This is a genomic window from Streptococcus mitis (assembly GCF_000722755.1).
Taxonomy (GTDB): Bacteria; Bacillota; Bacilli; order Lactobacillales; family Streptococcaceae; genus Streptococcus; species Streptococcus mitis_CM.
In genome coordinates, this window is the sequence record NZ_JPFY01000012.1 from 151682 (window position 1) to 173378 (window position 21697).

13 protein-coding genes and 2 pseudogenes are annotated in these 21697 nt (G+C 40.5%); 7 read left to right on the forward strand and 8 right to left on the reverse strand.

All coding sequences use genetic code 11. The annotated features are described in order from the left end of the window. Positions 1 to 174 precede the first annotated feature (174 nt). From SK578_RS03085 to SK578_RS03105, 5 genes are all read left to right on the forward strand, one after another. Positions 175 to 933 (forward strand): amino acid ABC transporter ATP-binding protein, encoded by a 759-nt coding sequence (locus SK578_RS03085; RefSeq protein ID WP_001229569.1) that lies wholly within the window; start codon positions 175 to 177, stop codon positions 931 to 933. A 10-nt stretch (positions 934 to 943) separates the two neighbouring features. Continuing rightward, a complete protein-coding gene (locus tag SK578_RS03090) occupies positions 944 to 1738 on the forward strand; it encodes a transporter substrate-binding domain-containing protein (RefSeq protein ID WP_080709951.1) in 795 nt (264 codons plus the stop codon). Between the two features lie 12 nt (positions 1739 to 1750). Then, positions 1751 to 2428, forward strand: coding sequence for an amino acid ABC transporter permease (locus SK578_RS03095; protein WP_004269945.1), 678 nt, complete (start codon positions 1751 to 1753; stop codon positions 2426 to 2428). A 9-nt stretch (positions 2429 to 2437) separates the two neighbouring features. Then, on the forward strand, positions 2438 to 3097 hold the full coding sequence (locus SK578_RS03100) for an amino acid ABC transporter permease (RefSeq protein ID WP_033689194.1): 660 nt from the start codon (positions 2438 to 2440) through the stop codon (positions 3095 to 3097). A 142-nt stretch (positions 3098 to 3239) separates the two neighbouring features. After that, the gene (locus SK578_RS03105; RefSeq protein WP_042750473.1) at positions 3240 to 4430 is read left to right on the forward strand and encodes a ferredoxin reductase family protein; all 1191 of its coding nucleotides are present in this window, start codon (positions 3240 to 3242) and stop codon (positions 4428 to 4430) included. A gap of 109 nt (positions 4431 to 4539) precedes the next feature. Here SK578_RS03105 and SK578_RS03110 read toward each other — a convergent pair whose 3' ends face one another. Together SK578_RS03110 and SK578_RS03115 are read right to left on the reverse strand one after the other, a co-directional pair. Beyond that, complete coding sequence (locus tag SK578_RS03110; RefSeq protein WP_001166795.1) at positions 4540 to 4977, reverse strand: Rrf2 family transcriptional regulator; 438 nt, start codon at positions 4975 to 4977, stop codon at positions 4540 to 4542. 75 nt (positions 4978 to 5052) lie between these two features. Further along, complete coding sequence (locus SK578_RS03115; RefSeq protein WP_042750475.1) at positions 5053 to 5895, reverse strand: metallophosphoesterase family protein; 843 nt, start codon at positions 5893 to 5895, stop codon at positions 5053 to 5055. A 533-nt stretch (positions 5896 to 6428) separates the two neighbouring features. Here SK578_RS03115 and thrS point away from each other — a divergent pair. Continuing rightward, entirely contained in the window at positions 6429 to 8372 is a 1944-nt protein-coding gene (gene thrS, locus SK578_RS03120) for a threonine--tRNA ligase (RefSeq protein WP_042750477.1), read from the forward strand. A 257-nt stretch (positions 8373 to 8629) separates the two neighbouring features. Here the strand turns inward: thrS and SK578_RS03130 are convergent, their stop codons facing one another. The 3 genes from SK578_RS03130 to SK578_RS03140 form a co-directional block, all read right to left on the reverse strand. After that, the gene (locus SK578_RS03130) at positions 8630 to 9679 is read right to left on the reverse strand and encodes a DUF389 domain-containing protein (RefSeq protein WP_042750479.1); all 1050 of its coding nucleotides are present in this window, start codon (positions 9677 to 9679) and stop codon (positions 8630 to 8632) included. 415 nt (positions 9680 to 10094) lie between these two features. Further along, complete coding sequence (locus SK578_RS03135) at positions 10095 to 11069, reverse strand: sensor histidine kinase (RefSeq protein ID WP_042750480.1); 975 nt, start codon at positions 11067 to 11069, stop codon at positions 10095 to 10097. Further along, positions 11062 to 11739: a response regulator transcription factor gene (locus SK578_RS03140; protein WP_000548991.1), complete on the reverse strand. Its 678-nt coding sequence runs from the start codon at positions 11737 to 11739 to the stop codon at positions 11062 to 11064. The genes SK578_RS03135 and SK578_RS03140 overlap by 8 nt, the downstream gene beginning before the upstream one ends. Positions 11740 to 11895: 156 nt before the next feature. Between SK578_RS03140 and SK578_RS03145 the strand changes: the two genes are divergently transcribed. Continuing rightward, positions 11896 to 12969, forward strand: coding sequence for a DUF2974 domain-containing protein (locus SK578_RS03145; RefSeq protein ID WP_042750481.1), 1074 nt, complete (start codon positions 11896 to 11898; stop codon positions 12967 to 12969). Positions 12970 to 13059: 90 nt separating this feature from the next. Here the strand turns inward: SK578_RS03145 and SK578_RS11420 are convergent. From SK578_RS11420 to SK578_RS03150, 3 genes and pseudogenes are all read right to left on the reverse strand, one after another. Then, positions 13060 to 13827, reverse strand: a pseudogene (locus SK578_RS11420) (MucBP domain-containing protein); the annotation flags it as partial. 57 nt (positions 13828 to 13884) lie between these two features. Further along, positions 13885 to 13947: pseudogene (locus tag SK578_RS11475) on the reverse strand (LPXTG cell wall anchor domain-containing protein); the annotation flags it as partial. A gap of 9 nt (positions 13948 to 13956) precedes the next feature. Beyond that, complete coding sequence (locus SK578_RS03150) at positions 13957 to 21189, reverse strand: YSIRK-type signal peptide-containing protein (RefSeq protein WP_323754977.1); 7233 nt, start codon at positions 21187 to 21189, stop codon at positions 13957 to 13959. Between the last annotated feature and the right edge of the window lie 508 nt (positions 21190 to 21697).

Genomic DNA, 21697 nt, shown 5'->3' on the forward strand with positions numbered 1-21697 from the left:
AGACATCCACTCTTTCTAAGAATTCTATTGCTTCATTATAACATGATTTAGGCTTTTTCTCTATCCTGATTGCTTTCTACAAAAATTTTACTAATTTTTTTCTGATATGATTTGACAAGAAAAATCTTTTGGTGTAGAATCATGTTATAAAATCTAACACAAAGGAGATTCCTTATGGCTTTAGTAGAATTTGAACACGTCGAAAAATATTACGGAGACTACCACGCACTCCGCGACATCAATCTCCGTTTTGAAAAAGGGCAAGTCGTTGTCCTCCTAGGCCCTTCTGGTTCTGGGAAGTCCACTCTTATCCGCACCATCAATGGTTTGGAGGCTGTAGACAAGGGAAGTCTTCTAGTAAATGGTCACCAAGTTGCTGGTGCCAGCCAGAAAGATTTAGTACCGCTTCGCAAGGAAGTCGGCATGGTTTTCCAACATTTCAACCTCTATCCACACAAAACAGTGTTAGAAAACGTAACACTTGCGCCCATAAAAGTTCTAGGAATTGATAAAAAAGAAGCTGAAAAGACAGCCCAAAAATATCTGGAATTTGTAAATATGTGGGACAAGAAAGATTCTTATCCAGCCATGCTTTCTGGTGGACAAAAACAACGGATTGCCATCGCACGTGGACTCGCTATGCATCCTGAGCTCCTCCTATTTGATGAGCCAACATCTGCCCTCGACCCAGAAACCATTGGAGACGTTCTAGCAGTTATGCAAAAATTGGCCCACGATGGTATGAATATGATTGTCGTTACTCATGAAATGGGCTTTGCACGTGAAGTTGCTGACCGCATCATCTTTATGGCTGACGGAGAAGTTTTGGTGGATACGACAGATGTTGATGACTTTTTCGACAATCCAAGCGAACCTCGTGCCCAACAATTTCTCAGCAAAATCATCAACCACGAAAGTGACAAAGTCAAATAAGGAGGCTCCTATGAAAAAGAAATTCTTTTTATCAGCAATATTGATTAGCCTTTTCGGCCTTGCTGCTGCAAAACCAGTTCAGGCTGATACCACTGTCGCAGACATTCAAAAGAGAGGCGAGCTGGTTGTTGGTGTGAAACAAGACGTTCCCAACTTCGGCTACAAGGATCCCAAGACAGGGACCTATTCTGGTATCGAAACCGACTTGGCCAAGATGGTAGCTGATGAGCTCAAGGTCAAAATTCGCTATGTGCCGGTTACAGCACAAACTCGCGGTCCCCTTCTAGACAATGAACAGGTCGATATGGATATAGCGACCTTTACCATCACAGACGAACGAAAAAAACTCTACAACTTCACCAGCCCTTACTACACCGACGCTTCTGGCTTTTTGGTCAATAAGTCTGCCAAAATCAAAAGCATTGAGGACCTAAACGGTAAAACCATCGGCGTTGCCCAAGGTTCCATTACTCAACGCCTGATTACCGAACTGGGTAAAAAGAAAGGCTTGACCTTTAAATTCGTCGAACTTGGTTCCTACCCAGAATTGATTACTTCCCTTCACGCTCATCGAATTGATGCTTTTTCCGTTGACCGCTCGATTCTGTCTGGCTACATCAGCAAACGCACAGTACTACTAGATGATAGTTTCAAGCCATCTGACTACGGTATCGTTACCAAGAAATCAAATACAGAGCTCAACGACTATCTTGATAACTTGGTCACTAAATGGAGCAAGGATGGTAGTTTACAAAAACTTTATGACCGTTACAAGCTCAAACCATCTAGCCATTCCGCAGATTAAGGAGGACACCCTATGACAGATTTATCATCTTGGACAGCCTATTTTCAGGATTTTGGACAATTTTTCAACGGTTTCCTCTTCACCCTTGCCCTAGCGATCGGATCCTTTATCCTAGCCATGGTTTTGGGCATCTTCTTTGGGGCCATGTCAACCAGCAAACGCCCATTCTTGCGTGTTTTGGCTCGCATCTTTGTGGAATTTTATCAAAACACTCCCCTCTTGGTACAATTTGTTATCGTTTTTTATGGCCTACCTCTTATCAGTGACCATCTCATCATGATTCCAATTTATTGGACAGCTGTTCTCTGCGTGGGACTCTATCACGGCGCCTATATCGCTGAGGTGATTCGCTCAGGGATTCAGTCTATTCCTAGCGGTCAGATGGAAGCTGCCTTGTCGCAAGGGTTTACCTATATCAGTGCCATGCGCTTGATTATCTTGCCTCAGGCCTTTCGTATCATTCTCCCTCCTTTGACCAACCAAATCGTCAACCTCATCAAGAATACCTCGACAGTTGCTATCATCTCTGGAGTGGACTTGATGTTTGTGACCAAGTCTTGGTCAGCTCTTAACGGAAACTACATTCCAGCATTTTTAGGCGCTGCCCTTCTCTACTTTTCTCTATGCTTCCCTGTTGCCCAGTTTGGTCGCAAGATGGAGCAAGCCAACAAAAAAGCCTATTCACTTTAGGAGGTTACTATGGAATCCATTTTAGAAGTTTTGACCCCAGATAACCTAATCTTTATCTTTAAAGGATTTGGCTTGACCCTCTATATTTCTCTGATTGCCATCGTCCTCTCTACCCTCATCGGAACAGTGCTAGCCGTCATGAGAAATGGCAAAAATCCTGTCTTGCGCATCATCTCCAGCATTTACATCGAATTTGTACGGAATGTTCCCAACCTTCTCTGGATTTTCACTATCTTTTTAGTGTTCAAGATGAAATCCACACCAGCAGGAATCACTGCCTTCACCCTCTTTACATCAGCAGCCCTAGCTGAGATTATCCGAGGCGGTCTCAATGCCGTAGACAAGGGGCAGTACGAAGCAGGAATGTCGCAAGGATTTACCTCAGCCCAAATCCTCTACCACATCATTCTCCCACAAGCAATCCGCAAAATGCTGCCAGCCATCATTTCTCAGTTTGTAACCGTGATTAAGGATACCAGTCTTCTCTACTCTGTTATCGCCCTACAAGAACTCTTTGGAGCCAGCCAAATTCTCATGGGCCGTTATTTCGAACCAGAGCAAGTGTTTAGTCTTTATATCCTGATTGCCCTCATCTACTTCAGCTTCAACCTAGCAATTTCGAGCCTATCTCATATGCTAGCAAAACGTTGGCAACAAGCTGCAGAATAAACAGCAACTCTCCAGTTAAATTGGAGAGTTTTTTTATGATAGTAGATATTTATAGACCTCAATTTGACACCATACTTTTTCTATGATAAAATGTAACAAATTTATTTACAACAAATCAAATCTAAATGAAATGGAATTTTCTATGATATCAATCAAAGGACTACTCTTTATCATAGCTAGTTTTATCTTGACTCTTTTTGCTTGGATGAACACTTCTCCCCAATTCATGATTCCAGGACTAGCTTTAACAAGCCTATCTCTGACTTTTATCCTAGCCACTCGTCTCCCCCTACTAGAAAGCTGGTTTCACGGTTTGGAGAAGGTCTACACCGTCCACAAATTCACAGCCTTTCTATCCGTCATCCTACTAATCTTTCATAACTTTAGTATGGGCGGTTTGTGGGGATCTCGTTTAGCTGCTCAGTTTGGCAATCTTGCCATCTATATCTTTGTCAGTATCATCCTTGTCGCCTATTTAGGCAAATACATCCAATACGAAGCTTGGCGATGGATTCACCGCCTGGTTTACCTAGCTTATATTTTCGGACTCTTTCATGTCTACATGATGATGGGCAATCGTCTTCTCACATTTAATCTTCTAAGTTTTCTTGTTGGTAGCTATGCCCTTTTAGGCTTACTAGCTGGTTTTTATATCATTTTTCTATATCAAAAGATTGGCTTCCCCTATCTAGGGAAAATTACCAATCTCAAACGCTTAAATCACGATACTATAGAAATTCAAATCCATCTTAGCAGACCTTTCAACTATCAATCAGGACAATTTGCCTTCCTAAAGATTTTCCAAGAAGGCTTTGAAAGTGCTCCGCATCCCTTTTCTATCTCAGGAGGTCACGGTCAAACTCTTTACTTTACTGTCAAAAATTCAGGCGACCATACCAAGAATATCTATGACAATCTTCAAGTCGGCAGCAAAGTAAGCGTAGACAGAGCTTACGGACACATGATCATAGAAGAAGGACGAGAAAATCAGGTTTGGATTGCTGGAGGCATTGGGATTCCCCCCTTCATCTCTTACATCCGTGAACATCCTATTTTAGATAAACAGGTTCACTTCTACTATAGCTTCCGTGGAGAAGAAAATGCAGTCTATCTGGATTTGCTCCGTGACTATGCTCAGAAAAACCCTAATTTTGAACTCCATCTAGTAGACAGTAGGAAAGACGGCTATCTTAATTTTGATCAAGAAGAAGTGCCCGAACTTGCAAGCGTCTATATGTGCGGTCCTCTTTCTATGATGAAGTTACTTGCCAAACAGATTAAGAAACAAAATCCAAAAGCAGAGCTTATTTACGAAGGATTCAAGTTCAAATAACCACTCATACTCTCCTGGAATTCCCCAGGAGTTTTTTCTACGCAATCTAAAAAAACACTGCCAGATTTCTAGCAGTGTTTTGAGTTTCATTTGCAGGCATCTATCCCTCTTAATCCTTCATCTGACTCTCTGCGTCGGCCACGACTTGCTCTAAGCTAGTCTGACCAAGCTCTGCCTCCATAGCCAGCTGGATTCTCTCCAATTTTTGATCCAAAACATCATGAATATGGGCTCCAACTGGGCAATTTGGATTTGGATTGTCATGAAAACTGAAGAGTTGACCAGTCTTACCAAGACACTCAACAGCCTGATAAACATCTAATAGACTAATGTCTTTGAGATCCTTGACAATCTCTGTCCCACCTGTTCCACGCGCTACTGAAATCAGCTCTGCCTTCTTCAACTGGGACAAGGTCTTTCTGATAATGACTGGATTGACCCCGACACTAGCAGCCAGAAAATCACTGGTCACCTTGCTTTCCTTCCCCTTGAGGGCAATGATTATCAGCATATGAGTCGCAATGGTAAATCTACTTGGAATTTGCATCCTCTTCTCCTTTTTACGAGGCTACCCTGCCTCTACTCTTCTTTTTCTATTATTATACCCTTTTTAGTTGTAATGTCAATCGTTACCACTTTTCAACCAGGCATCTAACTCCCTATCGTAGCCCTCTTGCTGGGCCAATTCTCTCAAAAATTCTTGATTGTGAGTATGATGGATACCATTGACCAGACTTTCATAATAAACCTCAAAATAGGGAAGTTTGAGATCTTTAGCCAGCTGCAATTCAGCTGCTACATCGTAGTCTACCCGTCGGAAATCCATATCTACCAAGCCCTTGTCATCAAACTCTAAAATCATATACTGGGCCCGCAAGTCCTTCCGTAACTGGGTATCTAGAAAGAAAGGTTGCCCAATCGAACCCGGATTGACAATCAATTGACCACCAGTTCCGTAACGAAGCAACTGCTGGTGAATATGACCATAAACAGCAATATCACAAGGCGGATTGGTCACCAAGCGGTCAAAATCCTCTTGCGCTCCAGTATGAATCAACTCTCGCCCCCAGTTCTTATCAGGAAGATGGTGGCTAATTCCCACCGTCAAATCCCCAAACTGACGATGAAGCTGGAGAGGTTGATTGTGAAGCAGTTCAATTTCTTCTAGGGAAATTTCCTCTAAAACATACTGGCACTGGCGTAAGAGATAGCGTTGACTGGGACGAGTACTATCCAATTCCTTGCGGACACCATGCCAAAGACTGTCTTCCCAGTTTCCCAAAACTCTAGCCGTAATCGGTAGTTCAGCCAACAAGTCCAAAATCCTTCTACGCCCTGTCCCTGGCATGAGAATGTCTCCCAGAAGCCAGTATTCATCCACTCCTAGCTGCCGCGCATCTGCCAAAACAGCCTCCAAAGCGGTGATATTTCCATGAATATCTGAAAGAAGAGCTATTTTTGTCATTCTTTCTCCTCATTTCCTCTTATATATCTTTTTAATATTATAACAAAAAATACTGTTTAATAGTCACCTTTAACCCACTCTTACTAAATCCAGAACACTACTTTTATCAAGGTAAAAACTTATCAAAAAGATGATTTCACATTACTCCTAACAAAGCATAGCAGGCACTCTTTCAATGAAGAAAATTCAAAAAAATCTACAAATATCTTGAAAAATCTCACAATCATGCTATAATAATCCATAGAGACAAGTCACTTAGTCCCTTTCTACTAGAGAGTGCGTGGTTGCTGGAAACGCATAGAAAGACTATACTGATACTACTCTACTGACTTTTATGCAAACATAAAACGGTGGCCACGTTAGAGCCAATCAGAGGTGTCCCTCTTTTTTGAGGAACATAAATGAAGGTGGAACCACGTTGCGACGTCCTTTCGAGGATGTCGCTTTTTGTTTTTCTAGCTTTCACAATCCTCTATCCCTGTTTTCAGAATAGGGTTAACACATTCGTCAATAATATAAGTAAGGAGAACATCATGATTAACATTACTTTCCCAGATGGCGCTGTTCGTGAATTCGAATCTGGCGTTACTACTTTTGAAATTGCCCAATCTATCAGCAATTCCCTAGCTAAAAAAGCCTTGGCTGGTAAATTCAACGGTAAACTCATCGACACTACTCGTGCTATCACTAAAGATGGAAGCATCGAAATCGTGACACCTGATCACGAAGATGCCCTTCCAATCCTACGTCACTCAGCTGCTCACTTGTTTGCCCAAGCCGCTCGTCGTCTTTTCCCAGACATTCACTTGGGAGTTGGTCCAGCCATCGAAGACGGCTTCTACTACGATACAGACAACACAGCTGGCCAAATCTCTAACGAAGACCTTCCTCGTATCGAAGAAGAAATGCAAAAAATCGTCAAAGAAAACTTCCCATCAATCCGTGAAGAAGTGACTAAAGACGAGGCACGTGAAATCTTCAAGAACGACCCTTACAAGTTGGAATTGATTGAAGAACACTCAGAAGACGAAGGTGGTTTGACCATCTACCGTCAGGGTGAATATGTAGACCTCTGCCGTGGCCCTCACGTCCCTTCAACAGGTCGTATCCAAATCTTCCACCTTCTCCATGTAGCAGGTGCTTACTGGCGTGGAAATAGCGACAACGCTATGATGCAACGTATCTACGGTACAGCTTGGTTTGACAAGAAAGACTTGAAAAACTACCTTCAAATGCGTGAAGAAGCTAAGGAACGCGACCACCGTAAACTCGGTAAAGAGCTTGATCTCTTCATGATTTCTCAAGAGGTTGGTCAAGGTTTGCCATTCTGGTTGCCAAATGGTGCGACTATTCGTCGTGAGTTGGAACGCTACATCGTAGACAAAGAGCTAGCTTCTGGCTACCAACACGTCTACACTCCACCACTTGCTTCTGTTGAACTTTACAAGACTTCTGGTCACTGGGATCATTACCAAGAAGACATGTTCCCAACTATGGACATGGGTGACGGGGAAGAATTTGTCCTTCGTCCAATGAACTGTCCGCACCACATCCAAGTCTTCAAACACCATGTTCACTCTTACCGTGAGTTGCCAATCCGTATCGCTGAAATCGGTATGATGCACCGTTATGAAAAATCTGGTGCACTCACTGGTCTTCAACGTGTACGTGAAATGTCACTCAACGACGGTCACCTCTTTGTGACTCCAGAACAAATCCAAGAAGAATTCCAACGCGCCCTTCAGTTGATTATCGATGTTTATGAAGATTTCAACTTGAATGAATACCGCTTCCGTCTCTCTCTTCGCGACCCTCAAGATACTCATAAGTACTTTGATAATGATGAGATGTGGGAAAATGCTCAAACCATGCTTCGTGCAGCCCTTGATGAAATGGGCGTGGACTACTTTGAAGCCGAAGGTGAAGCAGCCTTCTACGGACCAAAATTGGATATTCAAGTTAAGACCGCTCTTGGAAAAGAAGAAACTCTTTCTACTATCCAACTTGACTTCTTGCTTCCAGAACGCTTCGACCTTAAATATATCGGAGCTGATGGTGAAGAGCACCGTCCAGTTATGATCCACCGTGGAGTTATCTCAACTATGGAACGCTTCACAGCTATCTTGATTGAGAACTACAAGGGTGCCTTCCCAACATGGCTAGCACCTCACCAAGTAACTCTCATCCCAGTATCTAACGAAAAACACGTGGACTACGCATGGGAAGTAGCGAAGAAACTCCGTGACCGTGGTGTCCGTGCAGATGTAGATGAGCGCAATGAAAAAATGCAGTTTAAGATCCGTGCTTCACAAACAAGCAAGATTCCTTACCAATTAATCGTTGGAGACAAGGAAATGGAAGACGGAACAGTCAACGTTCGTCGTTACGGCCAAAAAGAAACACAAACTGTCTCAGTAGATGATTTTGTTCAAGCTATTCTAGCTGATATCGCCAACAAATCACGCGTTGAGAAATAAAACAATCACAGTCTGAGAAACATTTTTCAGAGCCAGAAAAAGCAACAACTATTTCAGCTGTTGCTTTTTATATTTTTACTCAATGAAAATCAAAAAGCAAACTAGGAAGCTAGCCGCAAGCTGTACTTGAGTACGGTAAGGCGACGCTGACGTGGTTTAAAGAGATTTTCGAAGAGTATTATTTAATCCGAGCTAGTAGTGATTGATCAAACCACCACACAAGATTTGCTTTCATGAGTTAGATAAGGTCAATATCCTCAATCCTTGTCTGCTTCATTTTCTTTTACGAGATCTTTTTGTGAATCCTTTTCAGAGAGTTTTTGATCGATATACTTATTAATGGTTTCATAAAATTCCTTGGTCGTCTCACCGTCTAATTTTGTCGAATTATGAACTTGATTGACTTTCAATTGAACAGATTGAATACCGTAAGAGGCTTGTTTTTGGTGGAGCGTTTCTAATTCTTCTTCTGAAATCGGATCTCCAACAACCGTCAAGACCAATTCATTGTTCCTTGACTTGTAGACTTGATTAATGACCGTATGATTGGCAAACTCTTTTCCTACAAACTGTTTGATTCCTTCTTTTCGCGCTTGATCTATCGTCAGAGTGACTGCTGAATAACTAGCCGGAAGAATCAATAATACAATCAAGGAGATCAACCCAATTCTCATTTTAATGTTTAGCTCTTTAAATGAACTTAAGGGAGATTTTCTCATCATAATTCTTGTTCCAACAATGTTGATTAGCATGATAAAGACACAGTTGATCAAGAAAAGATAAAGAGCCCCAAATAAAAATCGTACATTTCCATTAGCTAAACCGTAACCTGCAGTGCAGATAGGTGGCATCAGAGCTGTTGCGATGGCTACTCCTGGTACGATATTGTTTGCTTCTTTTTTCCTTGAACCAATGAAACCTGCTATCCCACCAGCAATAGCAATGAGAACATCCCAAATGGTTGGAGAGGTTCGTGCAATCAATTCGCTACTTTCATAAGATAAGGGAGAAATCCAGAAATACAGAGCCGAGACAAGCAAGCTGACCAATACTTGGGTAAATAAAACCTCTAGAGATTGCTTGATTAAACGCGTATCAAAAATAGCTAAACCAAATCCGAGTCCAACAATCGGTGTCATAAGAGGGGAAATCAGCATAGCTCCAATAATGACAGCTGTTGAATTCATATTTAGGCCGATAGAGGCAATAAAAATCGCACACATCAAAATCACTGTATCTCTTAATCGAACATGAAGATCATCATATAATTTCTCACGGTATTCACGTGTTGAATAGTTTCCAGTCATTGGTTACTCCTTTTATTTCATATAATCTTGTTTCTGCATGGATGATGGTAAAGAGACTTTTGTCCAATCTTACATATTTTTCTTCTCACCTGTTATTCTTTTGAAAATTTTCCTTTAAGTATCCGTCAGTCCATCCTTCATATTATATCAAAAATTTTACAGTCTTTCTCTGAAGAAATCTATCAATTGAACAGATATATAAAGAAATTTTTGTTTCCTTATCCAAAGAACAAAAGACTGCATCTCTTATAAAAGAAGATGCAGTTTAATAAATAAGCGTGATGAGTTTGTTTGACAACCCATTGCTCCATTTTGATTTTTTCAACCGAAAACGCCCAAGCAAATAATTTACTAGGATACACAGTTAAAGATAAAAAAGCCCAGTTGTCTTATCCTGGGCTCTTATCTATCATGCTCACTCAATTATCAGATTCATATCGGAAAACTTAATTCTTACTATCGTTCCTTTTCCAACCTCAGACTCGATACGAATCTGGTGACCTAGTTCTTCAGAAATTTTCTTAGATAGATAGAGGCCAAGTCCAGATGACTGCTGAGTTAGGCGTCCATTATATCCTGAGAAGCCACGTTCAAAGACTCGGAGGACATCACTGTTTTTTATCCCGATTCCCGTATCCTTGATACAAAGCTCTTGTCCCTCCATATAAATCTCCAGACCACCTTCCTTGGTATACTTGAGACTGTTTGAGATGATTTGCTCAATAACCACTAGCAGCCACTTTTTATCCGTCACGATTTCTTTATCAAGATCATGTAGATTGACATTTAATCCTTTTTGAATAAAGAAAAGAGCATATTTACGAATTATTTCTTTGACCAAGTCCTCAATTTGAACCTGCTTTAAGACCAAATCATCATGGAAACTTTCTAAACGCAGGTACTGTAAAACCAAGTTGGTATAGGAGTCGATCTTGAAAATTTCCTGTTCTAGCTGCTGCTTCAGTTGGCGGTCAGCTACTTCTGCAACTAAGAGTTGACTAGCTGCAATGGGTGTCTTAACCTGATGGACCCACAAGGTATAGTAATCCAGCAAATCCGTCAGTTTTCTTTCTGAATCTGACCTCTGCTGATAGAGTTCCATCTCACGCGCTTCTAATTTTTCTGCTAAAGCTATTTCCAAAGGAGATTTGGCTTCCCTCTCCCCATAGAGAATTTCCTGGCGATAGACCTGCATTTCCACCAATATGTCCCAAGTGAAAAATAAGATGGTTACAAAACAACATAGCAGGAAAAAGTAGAGAAAATAAATTCCCAAACTTGCAAATAAAAACTGAAAGAGCAAAACCAGAAACGTCAAAGAAAGCAGATAGACAAACAGACGACTACGGGAACGCAGATAGGCTAGAAAAAATTGTTTCCAATCAAGCATGCTTCAGTCCGTACCCTATCCCTTTCTTGGTCTCGATAAATCCTACCAAGCCCTGTTCTTCCAACTTTTTACGCAAACGAGCCACATTAACAGATAGGGTATTGTCATCAATGAAAAAGTCACTATTCCAAAGTTCCCGCATGAGATCGTCACGCGCTACAATATTGCCCGCATGCTCAAACAATACTCGTAAAATCTGGAATTCATTCTTGGTCAAATTCAAGACTTGCCCTTGATAATGTAAATCCATGGATTTGGTATTAAGGATAACACCAGCATATTCCAGTAAACTCTCGTCACGCCCAAACTCATAGGAACGGCGCAACAAGCCCTGAACCTTGGCTAGAAGGACCTGCTGGTCAAAAGGCTTGGTCACAAAGTCATCCGCCCCCATATTGATTGCCATGACGATATCCATAGCCTGGTCTCTCGAAGACAGAAACATGATGGGTACCTTGGAAATCTTGCGAATCTCCTGACACCAGTGATAGCCATTAAACAAGGGCAGTCCAATATCCATGAGGACCAGATGAGGTTCCGACTGGACAAAAAGACTCAAAACTTCCATAAAGTCTTCTACCAGAACCACTTCAAATCCCCATTCAGAGAGCATTTTCCCGACCTGTTGACGAATGACCTGATCATCTTCTACTAATAAAATCTTGTGCATGCGCTCCTCCTTTTCTATTATTATAACAGATTTTTCCATGTTAGAAGGTCTGAAACTGAATTTGAAAGAGCTTGTTTTTAGCCAACAAAATGAGGCAACCCTACTAGCTAATTTGAGGGAAATTTGATAAGATAAATAAAAAAGAAAGGAGCTCTAATGGCCAATATTTTTGATTATCTGAAAGATGTCGCACACGATTCCTTTTACGACCTTCCTTTGAATGAGCTAGACATTCTAGCCTTAACAGAAATCACCTATCTCTCCTTTGATAATCTGGTCTCCACAAGTCCTCTGCGACTTTTAGACTTGGCACTTCTCATTCCAAGAGAGTCTAACATGTTGACCAGTAAAAACCGCCTCCAGCTATTAGATGAACTAGCTCAACACAAGCGCTTCAAAAATTGCAAACTCTCCCATTTTATCAATGATATCGACCCTGAGCTGCAAAAACAGTTTGCGGCTATGACCTACCGCCTCACTCTCGATACTTATCTGATTGTCTTTCGTGGGACTGATGACAGTATCATTGGCTGGAAGGAAGATTTTCACCTAACCTATATGAAGGAAATTCCTGCTCAAAAGCATGCCCTCCGCTATTTAAAGAACTTTTTTGTCCACCATCCTAAGCAAAAGGTCATTCTGGCTGGACATTCCAAGGGAGGAAATCTAGCTATCTATGCTGCTAGTCAAATTGAGCAAAGCTTGCAAAATCAAATCACAGCAGTTTATACCTTTGATGCGCCTGGTCTCCATAAAGAACTGACACAAACCGAGGGCTATCAAAGGATAATGGATAGAAGCAAGGTCTTCATCCCACAAGGGTCCATTATCGGTATGATGATGGAAATCCCTAACCACCAAATCATCGTGCACAGTACTGCCTTAGGTGGTATCGCCCAGCACGATACCTTTAGTTGGCAGATTGAGGACAAGCACTTCGTCCAACTGGATAAAATCAACAGTGATAGTCAACAAGTTGACACAACCTTCAAAGAATGGGTGGCAACAGTCCCTGACGAGGAGCTTCAGCTCTACTTCGACCTCTTCTTTGGCACCATTCTAGATGCTGGGATTAGCTCCATCAATGACCTGTCATCCTTAAAGGCGCTTGAACACATTCATCATCTCTTTGTCCAAGCTCAATCCCTCACTCCAGAAGAAAGGGAAACCATGGGACGCCTTACCCAATTATTGATTGATACCCGTTACCAAGCATGGAAAAATAGATAATCCACATAAAAAACCCAACTAATCACTTGATTAGTTGGGTTTTCATTTATGAAATTGAATTCCTTTGTTTAATCTTTAATGATTAAAACATTAGTCTTCTTTTTTCTTGCGTGCCACAAGACCAAATCCGCTCAATACTCCAAGAAGTCCAAGAGCTGCTAGGCTTGAGTGATCTTCTGTACCAGTATTAGGCAATTCCTTAGCCGGTTTAGCTGGAGCTGGTTTTGATGGTTTCGCAGGTTCTGGTTTCACAGAAGGAATGATTTTTTCATAAACATGAACTGTGTCGCCATTTGGAAGTTTCTTAGTTTCTACGAAGCGGTAGCCTGGAATATCTTTCTTAGGTTGTTCGCCATCTTCACTTGGATTACCTGGAATCTCGTTTCCTTCTTTATCCTTGAATGATGTCTTAACTTTTTCGTAGACGTGCTCTGTATCTCCATTTGGAAGTTTCTTAGTTTCTACGAAGCGGTAGCCTGGAATATCTTTCTTAGGTTGTTCGCCATCTTCACTTGGATTACCTGGAATCTCGTTTCCTTCTTTATCCTTGAATGATGTCTTAACTTTTTCGTAGACGTGCTCTGTATCTCCATTTGGAAGTTTCTTAGTTTCTACGAAGCGGTAGCCTGGAATATCTTTCTTAGGTTGTTCGCCATCTTCTGTTGGATAGTTTGGAATTTCATTTCCTTCTTTATCCTTGAATGATGTCTTAACTTTTTCGTAGACGTGTTCGATGTCGCCATTTGGAAGTTTCTTAGTCTCTACGAAGCGGTAACCTGGGATATCTTTCTTAGGTTGTTCGCCATCTTCTGTTGGATAGTTTGGAATTTCATTTCCTTCTTTATCCTTGAATGATGTCTTAACTTTCTCATAAACGTGTTCGATGTCGCCATTTGGAAGTTTCTTAGTCTCTACGAAGCGGTAACCTGGGATATCTTTCTTAGGTTGTTCGCCATCTTCTGTTGGATAGTTTGGAATTTCATTTCCTTATTTATCCTTGTGACTTGTCTTAACTTTCTCATAAACGTGCTCTGTATCACCGTTTGGAAGTTTCTTAGTTTCTACGAAGCGGTAACCTGGGATATCTTTCTTAGGATTTGTACCTTCTTCAGTAGTTGTTCCTGGAATTACATTACCATCTTTATCTTTATAAGTTGTCGTAACTTTTTCATAGATGTGTTTTGTATTTCCTTTTTCGTCTACTTCAGTTTTAACAATCTTGTATCCTGGGATATCTTTAGTTGGTTTAGTTCCATCTTCTGTTGGTGAAAGTGGTTTACCATCTTTATCAACGAACGAAGTATCAGGACGAACTGTTGGAGTGTAAGTAGCTGTTACAGGTGTTCCGTTCTTATCTACACGTTTAACTGTCACACCTTTAGCTTTTCCTACGAAGTCAGGTTCTGGTGTGAACGTTACTTTACCGTTTTCATCGATTGTGTATGTTCCTTCGCCTGGTACTTTCTTCTCAGTTGTGCCATCGTCAAATGTTGGTTTAACAGTTTCATCGATTGGTACATTAGGGTTTCCTGGTTTAAATTCAGGTGTTCCTGTTTGTGGTTGCCCTTTAGGTCCTTCAGATTCTGCAGGTGTTCCTTCTGGAGTCACTGGAGTTACTGTTGGTGTGTATTTAGCTGTCACTGGTGTGCCATTCTTATCTACACGTTTAACAGTTACGCCTGTTCCTTTACCTGTGAATGTCTTCTCTGGTGTGAACGTTACTGTACCGTCTGGATTTACTTTGTAAGTTCCTTCGCCTGGAATTGTCTTAGTTGTTGATCCATCTTCGAAGGTTGCTGGTACTTCATCATCCATTGGTACTTCTGGGTTGCCTGGTTTGAATTCAGGTTTACCATTTTGTTCTTTACCTTGGATATCTGTTGTTTCAGCAGGTGTTCCTTCTGGAGTTACTGGGGTTACTGTTGGTGTGTATTTAGCCGTTACTGGCGTACCGTTCTTATCTACACGTTTAACAGTTACGCCTGTGCCTTTACCTGTGAATGTCTTCTCAGGTGTGAACGTTACTGTGCCATCTGATGAAACTGTGTATGTTCCTTCACCTGGAATTGTCTTAGTTGTTGAACCGTCTTCGAAGGTTGCTGGTACTTCATCATCCATTGGTACTTCTGGGTTGCCTGGTTTGAATTCAGGTTTACCATTTTGTTCTTTACCTTGGATATCTGTTGTTTCAGCTGGGTCTGCGGTTGGGGTTACTGGGGTTACGTTTGGTGTGTATTTAGCCGTTACTGGGGTTCCGTTCTTATCTACACGTTTAACTGTTACGCCTGTGCCTTTACCTGTGAAGTTCTTCTCTGGAGTGAACGTTACTGTACCGTCTGGATTTACTTTGTAAGTTCCTTCGCCTGGAATTGTCTTAGTTGTTGATCCATCTTCGAAGGTTGCTGGCACTTCATCATCCATTGGTACGTCTGGATTTCCTGGTTTGAATTCAGGTTTGCCAGTTTGTTCTTTACCTTGGATGTCTGTTGTTTCAACTGGGTCTGCGGTTGGAGTTACTGGGGTTACGTTTGGTGTGTATTTAGCCGTTACTGGTGTTCCGTTCTTATCTACACGTTTAACTGTTACTCCCGTACCTGCTCCTGTGAATGTCTTCTCTGGCGTGAACGTTACTGTGCCATCTGGTGCCACTGTGTATGTTCCTTCACCTGGGATGACTTTTTCTGTTGAACCATCTTCGAAGGTTGCTGGTACTTCGTCATTCATCGGTACATTTGGATTTCCTGGTTTGAATTCAGGTTTGCCAGTTTGTTCTTTACCTTGGATATCTGTTGTTTCAGCTGGTTCTGCTGTTGGGGTTACAGGGGTTACGTTTGGTGTGTATGTTGTTGAAACTGGCGTTCCATTTACGTCTACACGTTGGACTGTAACTCCTTTTGCTTTTCCTACGAATTGTGGTTCTGGACGGAATTCTACTACTCCGTTATATACTGTGTAAGTTCCTTCGCCCGGTACCACGATTTCATTAGTTACTTTACCTGTTGATGGATCGATTAATTCTAATGGTTTTGTTTCATCGATTGGTACAATTTTTTGTACTCCATCTACTGATACTCTTCCTCCTAAGAATTGTGGTAATCCCTTTTGTAACGCACCTTGGATATCTGTTGTTTCAGCTGGTGTTGCTGTTGGAGTTGCTGGTAATACTGTTGGTGTGTATTTAGCCGTTACTGGTGTTCCGTTCTTATCTACACGTTTAACCGTTACTCCTGTTCCTGTTCCTGTGAATGTTTTCTCAGGTACGAATGTTACTGTTCCATCTGGAGCTACAGTGTAAGTACCTTCTCCTGGAATTACTTTTTCTTTTGAACCATCTTCGAATGTCGCTGGAGTATCATCATCCATTGGCACTTCATCAGCACCAGGTGTGAATGTTGGTTTACCAGTTTGAGTTGCACCTTGTACATCTTTTGTTTCTTTTGGTTCTGCTGTTGGTACTACTGGAGTTACTGTTGGTGTGTAAGTTGTTTCTACCTTAGTTCCGTTAGTATCCTTCGCTACAACCTTAGCTGAATCTGGTGTGCCTGTGAAGTCTTTGTTTGGTTGGAATGTGATAACTCCTGTTGTTGGATCAATTGTGTATGTTCCAACTTCTTTACCATCTTTTGTAGCTGGCATTGTTGTTACTTCGTTACCACTTGGGTCTACCAATTTAACAGTTGTCTTATCAATTGGTGCTACTTCATCACCTTGTTTGAACATTGACTCTGTTTCTTGAGTTTGTGGTTGACCTTGTTTTCCAGTTGTTTCTTTTGGTGTTGCCGTTGGAACTACTGGAGTCACTGTTGGTGTATAAGTAGCTGTAGCTGGTGTTCCATTCTTATCTTTAACTTCAACAGTTGCTGGATCTGGTGTTCCTGTGAAGTCTTTGTTTGGTTTAAATGTTACAACACCTGTTAAAGGATCGATTACGTATTTACCAATTTCTTTTCCATCTTTTGTAGCTGGAATTTCTTTGTCATCAACTGGTTGTCCATTTACTACAAATTTAGCTGGTTGCTGTTCGTTAATTGTAATTGGAGCTGTTTCATCGCCTTGTGTAAAGACAGGTTTACCTGTTTGTTCTTGACCTTGTTTGCCACTTGAAGTTACATCTTCACCTGTTGGCTTAACTGGTGTTACTTCTGGAGTATATTTTCCTTTTGAAGTAACTGGAACTTTGTTTCCTTCTGAGTCAGTGGCTGTTACTGATACTTGTACATTAACACCTTTAGCTTTTCCTGTAAATGTTGGAAGTGGTTCAAATGTTACTACACCTGTTGTTGGATCGATTGAGTATGTTCCTTCTCCATCAACTACCACTTTACCTTCAGCATTAGCTCCTTCTAATGAGTAGGCAGCTGTTGTCCAGTCTACGTTTGTGCCATCTAATGTATTATCTGTATTATTTAATTCAGAGAAACGATCTTTTCCTGATTTAGATGTTTGAGGTTGTCCTTGTTTTCCTGTAGTTTCATCTGCAGATGGTGCAATTCCGTATACAGTTGGTGTATATGAATTTTCTACCGCTACTGTTACTGGATTTCCTGATTCATCATTAAATGTTACATCAGCCGCTACTGTTACCGGATTTGCAGTTCCTACAAATCCTTCTACTGGAGTGAACGTTACTTCACCTGTATTTGGATCTACAGTGTATGTTCCTTCATCAGTTGTTACAGATTCAACTTTTGCTCCTGTTTTTGGATCTACTAGTTTGTAGTTTGATACTGTAGTTCCTTCTTTTCCATCATTGAAATTGTCGGCCATTGAGTCAGTTTGTTTTTGACCTTGAGCGCCTGATGATTTCTCTGGTTCTGTTACTACGATGTAGTAAGTTGTTTCTGCTACTGCATCTTCTGTAACTTCACCTGTATTTGTTCCACCGACTGTTGGAGTTGTCACAACCCCATTTGAATCTACTGCGCTTACTGTTACTTTGTAACGTCCTTTTTGGGATAGTACATAAGCGTTAGCTTTAGCTAGATTTGCTTCTGCAGCTGTTTTAAGAGCTGTACGTGCAGTTTCTACCGCTTTTTCAGCTTCTAAAGCTGCAGTACGTGTTGACTCTACTTCAGTATTTTTTGTTGAAAGATTTGTTTGAGCTGTTGCTAATTGTGCTTCAATAGATGCTTTAAACTCTTTTACATTAGCAAGTTTTCTCTCTGCTAATTCTTGAGCTGTTGGAGAAATTGTACGTAGCTTCAAGTCATCTAATGCTGCTTGAGCATCTTCTACCGTTCTTGTTGAACGATCTAATAGTTCTTGAAGACGTGCTAATTCATTTTGTGTATCTTGATATTCTTTTACAGCCGTTGCTGCCGCTTGAGTTTTAGCTGCCGCTGTACGTTGTGCTTGAATATAAGCTGTTTCTTCTGCTTGAGCTCCATCAAAATTAGTTACTGTTCCATCTGGTGCAGTTACTGTTACTTTTGTTTTAATTGTATCAGAATCTGCAGCTGTAGTTTTATCATCGATTGTATCTGCGAATGCTACGTTTGCTTTAGGTGATTTAACTAAGTCTACTGATGTATCTTTTGCTTCTGAATAACTTGTTGAAGTTCCAGTTGGTTTGTCATTGTGAATTGATGCTAGGTCTGTTGAACTTGCTTCACGGTATGCTACATACCCTTTAAATCCTGATGCTGTCTCGATTTCCCAACCAGCATTTGATTCTTTAGCTGTTACTGCTGTACCGTCAGAAGATGTCCATTGGTTTGTTACTGAGTCGTAACTTACTGTAACCACCATTCCTTGTTCTGAAGATGTGTTATCTTTTTTAACCAATGTCTCTGTACGTGTAACAGCACCTACTGCTGTTACCTCACCATTCTTACGAATTTCTGCAATCTTATCTACTAATGTTGCCGCTGAAGATGTTGCATTCCATGTACGTTCAAATTCATAGACAACAAATTTAACATCACCATTTGCTTGAGCATCTGTATAAACACGACGTTCAATAAGAGTTGATGTACCATTGCCATTGTCTTTTAGTTCATAAGCTTTTTCAGTAGGTAACGAATATTTACCTGTTGCACGGTTAAATACCGCTTTATACGTATTACCTGCTGCATCAGTTACCATAGCAAATTCACGTTGGATGTTTGCTTTCACCTTATCAGTTGTGGCTTTTGCTACAATATTATCCACACCTACATATTTAGTAGATTCTGGTGTTACGGTTAAGTTAAAAGTTGAATCTCCTGTTGTAGATGCAGCCCCTAATACCGCACCTTCTTGTACAGCTGTATTTGTAGTACCTGCTGCTACTGTCCAGTTTCCATCTTTAACTTCAAGTTTTGTAACTGTTCCATCTGGCATTGTAATTTCAGCTTTGTTAGCACCTTTTGAAATTGTCACAGGTACATTTGTTGCATAAGCTTCAACATTCTTAACAGTAATCTTAGGTGCTACTGCAATTGTAATATTTTCATGGGCTTCTTGACCATACATATTCCAATCCATATTTCTTGCATTGGTTGTATTATTATAGTCTTTGGCATAAACAGATGCTGTGAAAATCCCAGCTTCACTTGCTGTTCCAGTAATATCTCCATTTTTTGGATTATAGCTTAATCCTGGTACAACATCATTTATTGAAGTTTTACTTCCCGTATAATTACCGTTTAAGGCAGTATGCGCTGTGACAGTTTGTGGTCCGTTCTCGGTATTTACTTTAGATCCATCAACTGCAGTAAAGGTTGCTCCATTCGTGCCTCCAGGAGCAGTTTTTGAACCGGCAACAACTTTTTCTCCATTACTTCTGTATACATAACCAGCTCTTTCATCACGAGTCATTCCATCATTATCAACATATTTGATGTTATGATTAACTTGATCGCCTACTGTTACTAATTTTGATTTTCCTTGAATAAGTGGTGCAGATGAATCTTGCCATCCTACCCATCCAGCAGTTAAGTCTCTGAAAGTAACTTGCTGAGTAGCTCCACCTTTCTCTACAGTTACAATATAGCGCATGTCATATACACCGTTTTGAAGAGTAGATGCTACATAGCCTTCAACAGTATCTGTAGTTGCATTATAAGCTAATCCAGGAGGTAAGTTGCTCATATCAACTTTTGTAATTGTGTATCCTGCAGCAGTTGCCTCTGGTGATAAACTAAAACGTTTTTTCACATCCGTAAGATATACATAGTGGTTCCCCTGTTCATAAGTGTATCCATAGATTTCTGTAGCTATGTATTCATAAGCACCTTTTGAACCATATACTGTACCATTATTAACATTACCTGTAACCCGTAATTTTCCATTCCATAGTTCTGCTTCACGACCAAGTTTCTGAGCTTCTGTTTTTGATAATGGAATATCTGTACGTCCACTTACCCCTGCTTTTCCACTATTAGCCGCAGGTACATCAGTGTTCTCAGATTGATATCCATGAACATAAATTTTATAGTTAGCATTACCATCTAGTACTTTGTAAGATTTACCTGTAGATCCAAGAAATTCACCATTTTCTTTTCTTAGTTCTTTAGAAGCAGCTGTATACCCTTCATTAGCTGAACGTAAGTGTGAACCTTGGACTAGTTCTTTGCCATTACGTTCATCTTTAGAACCAGTGTTTTCAATTGCGTTTGACTCAGATTTTTTCTCAGTGTTTTCCGCTTTCTTCCCTACAGTTTCTTTACCATTTGTAGTATCAACTGCTGGAGTTTCTTTTTTCTCAACTGGTTTGTTTTGTAGTTTTGAGTTTACAGTTGTTACAAGTTTGTTGTAAGCAGCTTTTAACTCATCTTGACTAGTAGCACTTGAAAGAGCTGCTTTTGCCGCTTCCAAATCTGCATTCAAAAGAGCCAAACTTTCGTCTGTCTTGTTTGCATATTTACCTGCAGCTATATTTCCTGCTACCTGGTTAACATAAGCTTCTAATTGAGTCTTATCCAATTTAGGAGCTACTACTTCTTTCGGAGTTTCCTCTGGTTTAGATTTTTCTGCTTTAACCTCTGGTTTAGCTTCCGCTACTTTAGTTTCTGGCTTAACGGCTTCCTTCTCTTTATTAGGATCCGCTTGATTTGCTGGCGCAGTAGTTGCTGCTACTGATGCTTCAGCACCTTGAACTTCCGTTGCTGATACCGCACCACTTCCAAGGAACATCAATCCAGCTGCAATCGCTACTGACGCTGCTCCAAAGCTATATTTCCGGATACCATAACGGATGTACTTTTCTACTCTATAATCTTGTTGTTGCTTGCCTTTCATTTAGACCCACAACCTCCTTTTTTATTTTGATGTCGATTTACAAGTTATTGATATCGCAAACTCACATCTAACCTCAGATGAAAACAAAAGATGTTAGAAGTCATTTTCAATATCATAAAATTGTCTACAACATACAGCTTTATGATATCATATTTCCTAGTCTATGGCAAATAAAATGGCTTATTTTTTTATTCTAAATTTAAAATAAATATTTTCCAAAAACACAATAATTTTCTGACTATTTAACTTGTTTTGTTAGATATATCAAAGAGTTATAGGTTACATACTATATTTCGTAGTTTTAATATATTAATTTAAATTAACTCTGCATGTATATTTTGCTGTTCACAGACAAAAACTTGTCTCTACTGTAAGATACAATTTTTTGATTCATTATCCATTTTTTCAATAATTCACTCTCCAGCTCATTAGCTTTATTTTAAATCCCAGTCAATTAAAAGCTCTAGCTAGTTCATAACTCTAAAAATAGCTATCTTTATTTTAGACA

Excerpts from the sequence above, each read along its gene's own strand:
- SK578_RS03100 (WP_033689194.1), top strand. The coding sequence starts at position 2,438 with ATGGAATCCATTTTAGAAGTTTTGACCCCAGATAACCTAATCTTTATC.
- SK578_RS03115 (WP_042750475.1), bottom strand. The coding sequence starts at position 5,895 with ATGACAAAAATAGCTCTTCTTTCAGATATTCATGGAAATATCACCGCT.
- thrS (WP_042750477.1), top strand. The coding sequence starts at position 6,429 with ATGATTAACATTACTTTCCCAGATGGCGCTGTTCGTGAATTCGAATCT.
- SK578_RS03145 (WP_042750481.1), top strand. The coding sequence starts at position 11,896 with ATGGCCAATATTTTTGATTATCTGAAAGATGTCGCACACGATTCCTTT.
- SK578_RS03085 (WP_001229569.1), top strand. The coding sequence starts at position 175 with ATGGCTTTAGTAGAATTTGAACACGTCGAAAAATATTACGGAGACTAC.
- SK578_RS03095 (WP_004269945.1), top strand. The coding sequence starts at position 1,751 with ATGACAGATTTATCATCTTGGACAGCCTATTTTCAGGATTTTGGACAA.
- SK578_RS03105 (WP_042750473.1), top strand. The coding sequence starts at position 3,240 with ATGATATCAATCAAAGGACTACTCTTTATCATAGCTAGTTTTATCTTG.
- SK578_RS03130 (WP_042750479.1), bottom strand. The coding sequence starts at position 9,679 with ATGACTGGAAACTATTCAACACGTGAATACCGTGAGAAATTATATGAT.
- SK578_RS03135 (WP_042750480.1), bottom strand. The coding sequence starts at position 11,069 with ATGCTTGATTGGAAACAATTTTTTCTAGCCTATCTGCGTTCCCGTAGT.
- SK578_RS03140 (WP_000548991.1), bottom strand. The coding sequence starts at position 11,739 with ATGCACAAGATTTTATTAGTAGAAGATGATCAGGTCATTCGTCAACAG.
- SK578_RS03110 (WP_001166795.1), bottom strand. The coding sequence starts at position 4,977 with ATGCAAATTCCAAGTAGATTTACCATTGCGACTCATATGCTGATAATC.
- SK578_RS03090 (WP_080709951.1), top strand. The coding sequence starts at position 944 with ATGAAAAAGAAATTCTTTTTATCAGCAATATTGATTAGCCTTTTCGGC.
- SK578_RS03150 (WP_323754977.1), bottom strand. The coding sequence starts at position 21,189 with ATGAAAGGCAAGCAACAACAAGATTATAGAGTAGAAAAGTACATCCGT.